The organism is Dickeya parazeae Ech586 (assembly GCF_000025065.1).
Lineage (GTDB): Bacteria > Pseudomonadota > Gammaproteobacteria > Enterobacterales > Enterobacteriaceae > Dickeya > Dickeya zeae.
This window is the reverse complement of record NC_013592.1, coordinates 220604-233068: the sequence shown is the minus strand read 5'-3', so window position 1 is coordinate 233068 and position 12465 is coordinate 220604. Positions and strand designations below refer to the sequence as shown.

The window sequence follows — 12465 nt, the reverse complement described above, 5'->3', positions numbered from 1 at the left end:
GCCGTCGTTTCAAATTATTCAGCTTGTTCCGGATTGTTAAAGAGCAGAATACTTCGCAGCATACTGTTGCCAGTACACTCTGAAGTCATTCGTAAATGGTGGAGCTATGCGGGATCGAACCGCAGACCTCCTGCGTGCAAAGCAGGCGCTCTCCCAGCTGAGCTATAGCCCCATAGATGCATCAACCTTTTCAACCCGCTTAGCCACAGAAACACTGCATACCCCGTCGCGCTCCGTGCAAAAGCACATCGTCAACGCAGTTCGTGAACGTTTCAAGGACAAGTAGAGTTGGTAGGCCTGAGTGGACTTGAACCACCGACCTCACCCTTATCAGGGGTGCGCTCTAACCACCTGAGCTACAAGCCTATAAGGTTTTACTGCTCATCTTCTTCATCAGACAATCTGTGTGGACACCACGCAGGCACTTCTACTCGGTAAGGAGGTGATCCAACCGCAGGTTCCCCTACGGTTACCTTGTTACGACTTCACCCCAGTCATGAATCACAAAGTGGTAAGCGCCCTCCCGAAGGTTAAGCTACCTACTTCTTTTGCAACCCACTCCCATGGTGTGACGGGCGGTGTGTACAAGGCCCGGGAACGTATTCACCGTAGCATTCTGATCTACGATTACTAGCGATTCCGACTTCATGGAGTCGAGTTGCAGACTCCAATCCGGACTACGACGTACTTTATGAGGTCCGCTTGCTCTCGCGAGGTCGCTTCTCTTTGTATACGCCATTGTAGCACGTGTGTAGCCCTACTCGTAAGGGCCATGATGACTTGACGTCATCCCCACCTTCCTCCGGTTTATCACCGGCAGTCTCCCTTGAGTTCCCACCATTACGTGCTGGCAACAAAGGATAAGGGTTGCGCTCGTTGCGGGACTTAACCCAACATTTCACAACACGAGCTGACGACAGCCATGCAGCACCTGTCTCAGAGCTCCCGAAGGCACACCCGCATCTCTGCAGGCTTCTCTGGATGTCAAGAGTAGGTAAGGTTCTTCGCGTTGCATCGAATTAAACCACATGCTCCACCGCTTGTGCGGGCCCCCGTCAATTCATTTGAGTTTTAACCTTGCGGCCGTACTCCCCAGGCGGTCGATTTAACGCGTTAGCTCCGGAAGCCACGGTTCAAGACCACAACCTCCAAATCGACATCGTTTACAGCGTGGACTACCAGGGTATCTAATCCTGTTTGCTCCCCACGCTTTCGCACCTGAGCGTCAGTCTTCGTCCAGGGGGCCGCCTTCGCCACCGGTATTCCTCCAGATCTCTACGCATTTCACCGCTACACCTGGAATTCTACCCCCCTCTACGAGACTCTAGCCTGTCAGTTTTGAATGCAGTTCCCAGGTTAAGCCCGGGGATTTCACATCCAACTTAACAGACCGCCTGCGTGCGCTTTACGCCCAGTCATTCCGATTAACGCTTGCACCCTCCGTATTACCGCGGCTGCTGGCACGGAGTTAGCCGGTGCTTCTTCTGCGGGTAACGTCAATGAACAGGGTTATTAACCCTGCTCCCTTCCTCCCCGCTGAAAGTGCTTTACAACCCGAAGGCCTTCTTCACACACGCGGCATGGCTGCATCAGGCTTGCGCCCATTGTGCAATATTCCCCACTGCTGCCTCCCGTAGGAGTCTGGACCGTGTCTCAGTTCCAGTGTGGCTGGTCATCCTCTCAGACCAGCTAGGGATCGTCGCCTAGGTGAGCCTTTACCTCACCTACTAGCTAATCCCATCTGGGCACATCCGATGGCAAGAGGCCCGAAGGTCCCCCTCTTTGGTCTTGCGACGTTATGCGGTATTAGCTACCGTTTCCAGTAGTTATCCCCCTCCATCAGGCAGTTTCCCAGACATTACTCACCCGTCCGCCGCTCGTCACCCAGGGAGCAAGCTCCCTTGTGCTACCGCCCGACTTGCATGTGTTAGGCCTGCCGCCAGCGTTCAATCTGAGCCATGATCAAACTCTTCAATTTAAAGTTTGATGTGTTTTCCGAAGAAAACGGTGCTCAAAGAATTTACTGTTTATTCGTAATGAATTAACTGTTGTCACTCTTCAAGACTTTCACTAATTTTTTAGTGAAGCGTCCTGCGAGTGCCCACACAGATTGTCTGATTGATTGTTAAAGAGCAGCACCACTTATCGTGGCCGCGGGTCGCATATATTATGCTGTCCCGACAAGAAGTCAAGCGGTATGCGCCTGATTTCTTACTGAAACTGCGCTGGCGTTTCGCCGTTGCCGTGTCAGTGGAGGCGCATTATAGGGAGTTATTCCGGCCTGACAAGCACTAATTTCAAAAAAATTACTGAACGCCTCTTTTTTCACCACTACGCCGATTTCCCCCCGTTAAACCGCCTTTTTCTGGGTAAGTTGGCCGAACGACTGGGCAAAGCGCGCCACCTGCTCCCAGTCGGTATACTCAATCTCTTTCGTACTGTCGGTTTCGCCGCCCGTCATGCGCATAATCAGTTGAATCATGACACGGTCGAACCAACGATAACGGGGATAGCGCAACGCTCCCGCAAACACAGCGCCCAAATCGGGCTGCCAGGGAGAGCGCAGCAAAAACTTGCGGGTATACGCGTTGGTTTGTAACGAGCGCTTCTCAGGCTTACGGGCCGTCAGATTGACAGAAAAGAACGCACTGGGTTTTTGCTGTAATAAGGAGAGGTGCTGACGGATGAATTTTTCCAGGGCTGGGTGAAAATGTCCGTAGCGCACGGATGCGCCAATCATCACCTTGTCGTACTTATCGAGATCGACTTCATGAGCGCTCAGAATGTTGACCACATCACACTCCAGCGTCCCTTTCAGGTTATTGGCGATGTAAGACGCTATCGCCCGTGTTTGACCATCCCGACTGGAAAACAATATTAATGCTTTCATAGCACGTTTCCTTTATCCGTTATTCCCGCCAAAAGGTGGGAGTAAATAGCACCAGCATGGTAAACACTTCCAGACGACCAAATAACATAGTGACAATCAGAATCCATTTGGCGGCGTCATTCATGGAAGTGAAATTGTCGGCTACTGTCCCAAGTCCGGGGCCAAGATTGTTAAGGGTGGCAGCGACAGCAGCAAAAGCAGAGAAATTGTCGACCCCTGTCGCAATCACCGCCAGCATGCTGATGATAAACACCAGCGCATACGCTGAGAAAAACCCCCATACGGCCTCCAGAATTCGTTCCGGCAACGCGCGCTGGCCGAGCTTGATGGTATATACCGCATTCGGGTGAACCAATCGCTTCAGCTCACGCGATCCCTGTAAAAACAGTAACAGGATACGAATGACTTTCAGGCCACCGCCGGTTGAACCGGCACAACCACCGATAAACGCCGAGCAAAGCAGCAATACCGGCAAGAACAATGGCCAGGAGGCAATGCTATCGGTAGTAAAGCCTGCAGTCGTTGCCATCGACACCACCTGAAAAAACGCCTGGTTCAGCGTTTCCATCCCCGTCTTGTACACACCATGTACCCACAAAACGAGGGTACAAATCACAACCAGCGACATCTGCACGAAGATAAACATACGGAATTCGGGGTCACGCCAGTATACGCGCAAGCTGCGACCGCTTAGCACCGCAAAGTGCAAACCAAAATTACAGCCGGAAATCAGCAGAAATACCGCGACAATGGTATTGATGGTGGGGCTGTTGAAATAGCCGATGCTGGCGTCATGGGTTGAAAATCCACCGATGGCGATAGTCGAAAAACTGTGACTGATTGCATCGAAGACCGACATGCCAGCCAGCCACAAAGAGAATGCGCATACCACCGTCAGCAAAACATAAATCAGCCAGAGGGTTTTGGCGGTTTCCGCGATGCGGGGGCGCATTTTATTGTCCTTCAGCGGACCTGGCATTTCAGCACGATAAAGCTGCATCCCCCCGACGCCCAGAATCGGCAGAATCGCCACCGCCAGTACAATGATCCCCATACCGCCCATCCATTGCAGCATCTGTCGATAGAACAAAATGGCCTTCGGCAGGGAATCCAGCCCGACCAGCGTAGTAGCGCCGGTAGTTGTCAGGCCGGAAAAGGATTCAAAAAACGCATCTGTCACCGAGAGATTGGGCCGTTCAGCAAACAAAAAAGGCAACGCCCCAACGCTGCCCAGCACCGTCCAGAACAACACGACAATTAAAAACCCTTCACGGGTTTTCAACTCATGCCGGTGTTTACGGTTGGGCAGCCACAACAGCAGCCCCATAACCAACGCGACAATGAATGTCTGGATAAATGCCCGACCGGCGCCGTCACGGTAGATCAACGCCACCATGCCTGGAACGAACATGGTGCCGGAAAACAGGATGACCAGCAGTCCGACAATGCGGGTTATGGCACGCAAGTGCATCAGGGAGCCTTCCTTTAATGGTTCAAGATTACGTGCTGGATTATTGTGAAATTGACTGCAAATGCAACGCACCACGACTAATATCGCGTAGTCGCCGCGCTGCCTCTTCCACTGTCGTTATCGGAAACGCCAGTTGGAGGGTAACGTCACCGGCGTACTCCGTTGAGACGATGAGCCCCTGTAATGCCAGCACCACGCTCTCCAGCTGTGGGAGCAACGCATAGTCGCACTGCAATCGATATTTCTGATACATCACTTTCTGCTGAACGGGCAGTTGTTTCAACGCTTGCTGAACGCCGCCGCCATAGGCTTTGACCAGCCCACCGGTACCCAACCTGATACCGCCATAATACCGTATTACTACCGCCACGATTTCACCGATGCCACTCCCCATCAATTGGGCCAGCATTGGCTTACCTGCGGTGCCCGAAGGTTCTCCGTCATCAGAAAAGCCGAGTTGTTGAGAGTCGACGGGGGAACCTGCGACATAGGCCCAGCAATGGTGAGCCGCCGAGGGATGCTGCTCGCGAGCCTGCTGAATCACGTATCGAGCCGCTTCCACTCCACAGGCGGGTGCGAGCAGAGTAATAAAACGGCTCTTTTTAATCTCTTCATCGACGCTGACAGACGCCGCGGGCACTGGATATGACTGCATCAGGCCAGATCGAGCGCACGCGTTAAGTTCTCAATACGTTTGTCATGGACCACGATATTGTCTTCAACACGGATACCACCAAACGGACGTAACGCATCCAGTTTCTGCCAGTTGAAATGCTGGCGCAACTCACCCCGGCGCCAGGGTTCAAGCAGAGAATCGATGAAATAGATACCCGGTTCGATAGTCAGCACCATGCGCGGTTCCAAAATACGGGTACAGCGCAGATAGGGATGTGCAGACGGCGCAGGCAACGTAGTGCCGGTATCATCCTGCATAAACCCGCCGACATCGTGTACCTGCAGGCCAAGCGGATGGCCCAGACCATGCGGCAGGAACGGCGAAGTTACCCCCTGCTCTACCATCGCTTCTTCGCTCAACCCGGTCACCAGTTGATGACGTTTAAGTAGCGACGCAACACGGTGATGCATCTGCAAATGGTAATCGGTATAGCGCACACCGGCTTTCATCGTATCGATCAGCGCCAGTTGCTCGTGATTCAGGTCCCTCACCAGCGCCGCATACTCATTGTCATGCTGAGCGGCGTAAGTGCGGGTGATATCTGCCGCATAGCCGTTATACTCCGCGCCTGCATCCAGCAGGAAACTGCGCATTTCCGTTGGCACACGGTGTTCCAGTTGGGTGTAGTGCAGCACCGCTGCATGTTCGTTAAGAGCAACGATATTGTCATAAGGCACATCGGTATCACGGTGCCCCGTGGCGGTCAGGTACGCCAGATTAATATCAAACTCGCTCATACCGGACTGGAACGCTTCGTAAGCAGCACGATGACCAACCACCGCGGTTTTCTGCGCTTCACGCATACAAGCCAGTTCATAATCCGTTTTGTAGGCACGGTGGTAATGCAGATAATCCAGTACGCCTTTCGGATTGACGTGTTCCGGCGTAATCCCCAGGCTTAGCGCACGTTGTGAAGCGGAACCGATATAGGCAACCTGCTGACGCTGGGCAGGCAGTTGTGCCGCAATATCATCAGCCTTGCGCAGCACCTGGATATCCAACGACGTCGTCCAGAAACTATCCGGCACTGATGCCACGTTATGCCAGTAATCAACGGGGGAATAGAACCACAGCTTCGGCGTATTGACCCCATCCACCCACAACCAGCAATTCGGCACCTGCGTCACCGGCAGCCAGGCTTTAAACTGTGGATTGACCTTGAACGGATAGGCATGGTCATCCAAAAACGCCATCATCAACTCACCGGAGTGGATCAATAAGGCATCCAGATTATGCCGAGCCAGAACTGCCTGCGTGCGTTGCTGCAGGGTCGCCACATGTTGATGATACAAAGAAGCCAGCGTTTCCATCATAATCCCCATTGATAACAACCTGTTTTCCAGTGTAACACAGCGCCCCGATGACGGCAGCGTTGCTCAGCTTGTGATCCTCCCGGCAAATCCCTCACGCACTGTTTGCATTTCATTAACATCAAACCCACAATTTTCTTCACTATCTGGTCATACCAGATAACGGATAACCGTGGAGAACACCATGATCTATCAAGGCGACACGCTGTACCTCAACTGGCTGGAAGACGGCATTGCCGAACTGGTTTTTGCTGCGCCTGGCAGCGTCAATAAGCTGGACACCCGTACGGTAGCCAGTCTTGGCGAAGCCCTGAATCACCTGACGCAACACGCTTCGCTTCGCGCCCTGTTGCTGCGCTCGGACAAACCCGCGTTTATTGCCGGAGCGGACATCACCGAATTTTTGTCATTGTTCGCCGCACCGCCAGAAACCCTTCATCAGTGGCTGACCGACGCCAACGCCATTTTCAGCCAACTGGAAGACTTACCAGTGCCGACGCTTTCCGCCATCAACGGTTATGCGCTAGGCGGTGGGTGCGAGTGTGTGCTGGCGACCGATTTCCGCCTGGCGACACCCGACGTTCGCATCGGCCTGCCGGAAGTGAAACTGGGGATCATGCCAGGGTTTGGCGGCACGGTTCGATTACCGCGACTACTGGGTGCAGACGGTGCGTTGGAAATCATCACCGCGGGTAAAGATCTGTCTGCCGACGAGGCCCTGAAAGTCGGGTTAATTGATGCGGTTACCAGCAGCGACAAGCTGTTATCGTCAGCGTTGCATATGTTGCGTCTGGCGGCGGAGGATAAACTTGACTGGCGAGCCCGTCGCCGCCAGAAACAAGCGCCGCTACGGCTTAATCGCATCGAGGCAACCATGAGTTTTGCCACCGCCAGCGCACTGGTACAGCAAGCAGCCGGTCCTCACTACCCTGCGCCAATGATGGCGCTCAAAACCATTGAAGCCGCTGCCAGATTAGAGCGCGATGCCGCGCTGAAGCTGGAAACCGACAATTTCGTTACGCTGACTCAAACCACAGCGGCGTATGCGTTGGTCGGTGTCTTCCTGAACGAACAAGCGGTAAAAAACACAGCAAAAAAATGGGCGGGTGACGCATCGCCACCAGCACGCGTTGCGGTGCTCGGTGCCGGGATCATGGGCGGCGGTATTGCCTGTCAGTCGGCACGCAAAGGGGTGCCGGTATGGATGAAAGATATCAACGAAAAAGCACTGACATTAGGGATGGAGGAAGCCGCCAAGCTACTGAATGCACAGCTACAGCGCGGCAAGCTGGATGCCATGAGTATGATGGGAATACTGGCTCGTATCCATCCGACATTGAATAACAATGGGCTGGAGCAGGCTGACCTGGTTATCGAAGCGGTGGTGGAAAACCCACAAATAAAGGCCAGGGTACTGGCCGATGTCGAGACCTGCGTCAGTGAGCAGACGTTGATCGTTTCCAATACCTCGACCATTCCTATCGGGCAGTTGGCCACCGCCTTGCAACGACCACAAAATTTCTGCGGCATGCATTTTTTCAACCCGGTACACCGGATGCCGTTGGTAGAAGTGATTCGCGGCCCCCAGACCGATGAGAAAACGCTGGCTCGCGTAGTCGCTTACGCCACCAAAATAGGGAAAACCCCGATTGTAGTGAATGACTGCCCCGGATTTTTCGTCAACCGTGTGTTGTTCCCTTATATCGCCGCGTTCTGTTTGCTATTGCGTGACGGTGCGGATTTCCGCGATGTTGATGCCGTGATGGAAAAACAATTCGGCTGGCCGATGGGACCGGCTTACCTGCTGGACGTGGTCGGGCTGGATACCGCCCACCATGCACAGGCGGTGATGTCGGCAGGTTTTCCTCAACGCATGGCAAAAACCTACCGCGACGCGGTCGATGTCCTGGTAGAACACCAGCGTTTAGGTCAGAAAAGCGGTGCTGGTTTCTACCGTTACAGCCCGGATGCGAAAGGCAAACCACGCCGGGAGCAGGACGAACAGACCGATATCTTGCTGGATGCTGTCTGCGAGTCGAAGCGGACCTTCAGCGCGCAAGAGATTATCCATCGCCTGATGGTGCCAATGCTCAACGAAGTCGCACGTTGTCTGGAAGAGGGGATCGTCGCCACGCCAGCGGAAGCCGATATGGCTCTGCTTTACGGGCTGGGTTTTCCACCGTTCCATGGCGGTGCCTGCCGTTATCTGGACACACTGGGCAGCCAGCACTACGTGGACATTGCCCAGTCGCTGGTGTCGCTGGGGCCGCTTTACGCCATACCGGAAAGCTTGTTGCAGATGGCGCAGCACCAGCAGCGCTACTACCCGGCGGTTAAACCTCACGCCGACCTTTCTCTTCACCAACCGGCATAAGGACGCACGACGATGGAAAATGCAGTGATTGTTGATGCAGTGCGCACCCCGATGGGTCGCTCCAAAGGTGGTGCGTTTCGCCAGGTCCGGGCTGAAACCCTGTCCGCGCATTTGATGCGCAGCCTGCTGAGTCGTACCCCAGCGCTGGAAGCGGATAAAATCGACGACATCTACTGGGGATGCGTGCAACAGACGCTAGAGCAAGGCTTCAATGTGGGACGTAATGCCGCATTACTGGCCGAAATTCCCCATTCGGTACCTGCCGTCACCGTCAATCGTCTGTGCGGTTCATCCATGCAGGCATTGCACGACGCGGCACGAACCATCATGACCGGTGATGCTGATGTGTGTCTGGTCGGCGGCGTCGAGCATATGGGACATGTGCCGATGAGCCACGGTGTTGATTTTCACCCCGGCCTTGGCAAAAACATCGCGAAAGCCGCCGCGATGATGGGGCTGACAGCAGAGCTACTGGCACGCCAGCACCACATCAGTCGTGAAATGCAGGACGCTTTCGCCGCCCGCTCACACCAGCGCGCCTGGGCGGCGACCCAGTCCGGCGCGTTTCGCCATGAAATTATCCCTACCACCGGTCATAACGCCGACGGCGCGTTACACCCCTTTGACTACGACGAAGTCGTCAGGGCGGACACAAGTTTCGACGCTCTGGCAGCTCTGCGCCCGGCATTTGACCCGGTGAACGGTACGGTCACAGCCGGTAGCTCATCGGCATTGTCAGATGGTGCCGCCGCGCTGCTGGTGATGAGCGAATCCCGTGCGCTGGCGTTGGGGTTAACGCCACGGGTACGTGTGCGGGCGATGGCGGTCGTTGGCTGTGACCCTTCCGTGATGGGATTCGGTCCGGTACCTGCTACTCAAAAAGCGCTACAACGGGCAGGCCTTTCTCTGAGCGATATTGGTCTGTTTGAACTCAATGAAGCGTTTGCCGCCCAAACACTGCCCTGTATCAAGGCATTAGGATTGATGGATAGCCTGGATGATAAGGTCAACCTGAATGGCGGTGCCATCGCGTTGGGTCATCCGCTGGGGTGCTCCGGTGCGCGCATTATCACTACGCTCATCAATTTGATGGAGCAACGAGACGTAGAATTCGGTGTGGCGACCATGTGTATCGGTCTGGGTCAGGGTATCGCCACGGTGCTGGAGCGGGTATAACGCGTCTGTATTGATGCCCCCCAGCTATCAATGCCTACTCTTCATCGCTATGTCGGCACCATTACGCCGGGGGGCCTGAACGCATATAGCGCAGTAAGCCACCCGCACCAGTATGCTGTCTGAGCCAAAACAACGTGGCCGGGTACAACAACCCGGCCACGACGGAACTGCAAGCAGGATCAGATGAAGGAAAACGCGTCGCTGTACATGTGCGCAGGCTGGGCGCCACGTTCATTACAAAAACGCTCACGGGCGATTTTTGCCATTTCAAAACGCCCTGCGATGTAAATATCATGCGAGGCCAGTGAGCCGAAATCCTGGAGAACAGCGCTTAACACGGTACCGGAACGTCCATGCCACTGCTCGTCCGGCTGTTCAACTACCGGGATCACGTTCAGGTTGGTGTGCACCTGCGCCAGCGACTGCAACTCGCCCAAATCGTATAAATGACGCAGTTCACGTCCGCCCCAATAGACGGAAACCTGACGCTCCGGCTGGCGTGCCAGCACCGTCAGTAAAATCGAGCGCACGTAAGAAAAACCTGTCCCACCTGCTATCAAAATCAACGGCCGGTCGCTGTCTTCACGTAGCCAGGCGTCGCCGTGAGGAATATCGACGACCAGCGATTTTTCCTTCAGGATGCGCTCCATCACTGCCATCGCATACAGGTTCATCTCAGAAGCACCGATATGCAATTCAATAGACTCTTGCTCAATAGGCGTTGAAGCCATAGAGAACGGGCGCTTGTCACGTTCGTCCATAACTACCATCAGATATTGCCCGGCACGGAAGGAAAAAGGTGCCGATGGCAATAAGCGCACCCGGTAAACCGTATCGGTGATAGCGTCCACCGACATTACTGTACAGCTCAACGTTGTCATGCGATCCCTCTGTAGGGTCAAAGCAAAATGGGGAACAGGATAAGCGCCGTCAGCGCGGCTTACCACTGTTATTCAATATGGCTAACTCGTCCCATATGGCATCCACACGGGCGACAACCGACGGATCTTTGGTAATAGGATGACCCCATTCACGCTGTGTTTCTCCCGGCCATTTATTGGTTGCATCCAGACCCATTTTGGATCCGAGCCCAGAAACCGGTGAAGCAAAATCCAGGTAGTCGATTGGCGTATTTTCCACCAGCAACGTATCACGCGCCGGATCCATACGCGTAGTGATCGCCCAGATCACATCTTTCCAGTCGCGGGCATTAATATCGTCATCGCAGACGATAACAAACTTGGTATACATAAACTGGCGTAAAAAAGACCAGACGCCCATCATCACTCGTTTAGCGTGCCCGGCATACTGTTTTTTCATAGTAACGACCGCCAGACGGTAAGAACAGCCCTCCGGAGGCAAATAGAAGTCGACAATTTCCGGGAACTGCTTTTGTAACAGCGGTACGAACACTTCGTTCAGCGCCACCCCCAGCACCGCCGGTTCATCAGGCGGGCGACCGGTATAAGTGGAATGGTAAATAGCGTCACGACGCTGGGTAACATGAGTAACGGTAAAGACAGGAAAATGATCCACTTCGTTGTAATAGCCAGTATGATCGCCATAAGGTCCTTCCGGCGCGATTTCATCCGCGTCGATATAGCCCTCTAGCACGATTTCAGCACTGGCCGGTACTTCCAGATCGCAGGACAGGCATTTCACGACTTCGGTCTTGTGACCACGCAACAACCCGGCAAAGGCATATTCAGACAGCGTATCCGGCACCGGCGTTACCGCCCCGAGGATCGTGGCCGGATCAGCCCCCAACGCCACCGCCACTGGGAAGCGCTCACCCGGGTGCTGTTGGCACCACTCCTGAAAATCCAGCGCACCACCGCGGTGTGACAACCAGCGCATAATCAGTTTGTTGCGACCAATCAACTGCTGGCGGTAAATCCCCAGATTCTGGCGCTCCTTGAAAGGCCCACGCGTCACCGTCAGCCCCCAAGTGACCAACGGGGCGACATCGCCCGGCCAGCAATGCATGATCGGAATCCGTCCCAGATCCACATCCTCACCTTCCCATACCTGCTCCTGACAGGGTGCGTTCGACAGCCGCTTAGTCGGCATATTTAGCACCTGGCGAAATTTGGGCAGCTTATCCACCAAATCGCGAAAACCACGTGGCGGCTCAGGCTCTTTCAAAAACGCCAGCAAGCGGCCGACATCCCGCAACGCGCCGACGTCTTCCTGCCCCATACCTAACGCCACGCGTTTCGGCGTACCGAACAGGTTGCACAGCACTGGCATAGCGTAACCTTTGGGATTTTCAAACAGCAAAGCCGGGCCACCAGCACGCAAGGTGCGATCGGCAATTTCCGTTATTTCCAAATAAGGATCTATCGGTTGGTGGATGCGTTTGAGTTCGCCTCTCGCTTCAAGCTGTGCGAGAAATTCACGTAAGTCACGGTATTTCATGCTGATCATCAGAAAGGTCAGTGGTGGAGGTATTATAAAGGCTCTTGGTCATGCTGTCGCTTACCGACCATGCTATTTCTGGCACCACCCCCGCTGATACGGATAATCGGCACCGCCTATATTTAGGAATTTCCCGCAACAATTTTATCC

Annotated in this window: 8 protein-coding genes, 2 tRNA genes and 1 rRNA gene; 2 read left to right on the top strand and 9 right to left on the bottom strand. The window is 54.3% G+C overall.

Features of this window, described 5'->3' with window-relative positions:
* Positions 1 to 96: 96 nt before the first annotated feature.
* The 7 genes from DD586_RS01030 to pepQ form a co-directional block, all read right to left on the bottom strand.
* Positions 97 to 172 (bottom strand) — tRNA-Ala (locus DD586_RS01030).
* A gap of 117 nt (positions 173 to 289) precedes the next feature.
* A tRNA-Ile gene (locus DD586_RS01025) sits at positions 290 to 366 on the bottom strand.
* A 69-nt stretch (positions 367 to 435) separates the two neighbouring features.
* Positions 436 to 1978, bottom strand: a 16S ribosomal RNA gene (locus tag DD586_RS01020).
* A 372-nt stretch (positions 1979 to 2350) separates the two neighbouring features.
* Positions 2351 to 2890, bottom strand: coding sequence for a menaquinone-dependent protoporphyrinogen IX dehydrogenase (gene hemG, locus DD586_RS01015; RefSeq protein ID WP_012882953.1), 540 nt, complete (start codon positions 2888 to 2890; stop codon positions 2351 to 2353).
* 19 nt (positions 2891 to 2909) lie between these two features.
* Positions 2910 to 4361 (bottom strand): Trk system potassium transporter TrkH, encoded by a 1452-nt coding sequence (gene trkH / locus DD586_RS01010; RefSeq protein ID WP_012882952.1) that lies wholly within the window; start codon positions 4359 to 4361, stop codon positions 2910 to 2912.
* Positions 4362 to 4401: 40 nt separating this feature from the next.
* A complete protein-coding gene (locus DD586_RS01005) occupies positions 4402 to 5016 on the bottom strand; it encodes an IMPACT family protein (RefSeq protein WP_012882951.1) in 615 nt (204 codons plus the stop codon).
* The gene (gene pepQ, locus DD586_RS01000; protein WP_041164721.1) at positions 5016 to 6347 is read right to left on the bottom strand and encodes a Xaa-Pro dipeptidase; all 1332 of its coding nucleotides are present in this window, start codon (positions 6345 to 6347) and stop codon (positions 5016 to 5018) included. Before pepQ ends, DD586_RS01005 begins: the two co-directional genes overlap by 1 nt.
* Positions 6348 to 6531: 184 nt before the next feature.
* Here pepQ and fadB point away from each other — a divergent pair, with 184 nt between their 5' ends.
* Together fadB and fadA are read left to right on the top strand one after the other, a co-directional pair.
* A complete protein-coding gene (gene fadB / locus DD586_RS00995) occupies positions 6532 to 8721 on the top strand; it encodes a fatty acid oxidation complex subunit alpha FadB (RefSeq protein ID WP_012882949.1) in 2190 nt (729 codons plus the stop codon).
* Positions 8722 to 8733: 12 nt separating this feature from the next.
* Entirely contained in the window at positions 8734 to 9897 is a 1164-nt protein-coding gene (fadA, locus tag DD586_RS00990; RefSeq protein WP_012882948.1) for an acetyl-CoA C-acyltransferase FadA, read from the top strand.
* Between the two features lie 179 nt (positions 9898 to 10076).
* Here fadA and fre read toward each other — a convergent pair whose 3' ends face one another.
* Positions 10077 to 10778: an NAD(P)H-flavin reductase gene (gene fre / locus DD586_RS00985; RefSeq protein ID WP_012882947.1), complete on the bottom strand. Its 702-nt coding sequence runs from the start codon at positions 10776 to 10778 to the stop codon at positions 10077 to 10079.
* Between the two features lie 49 nt (positions 10779 to 10827).
* Positions 10828 to 12324, bottom strand: a complete 1497-nt coding sequence (ubiD, locus tag DD586_RS00980) for a 4-hydroxy-3-polyprenylbenzoate decarboxylase (protein ID WP_012882946.1) — start codon at positions 12322 to 12324, stop codon at positions 10828 to 10830.
* Positions 12325 to 12465: the final 141 nt, after the last annotated feature.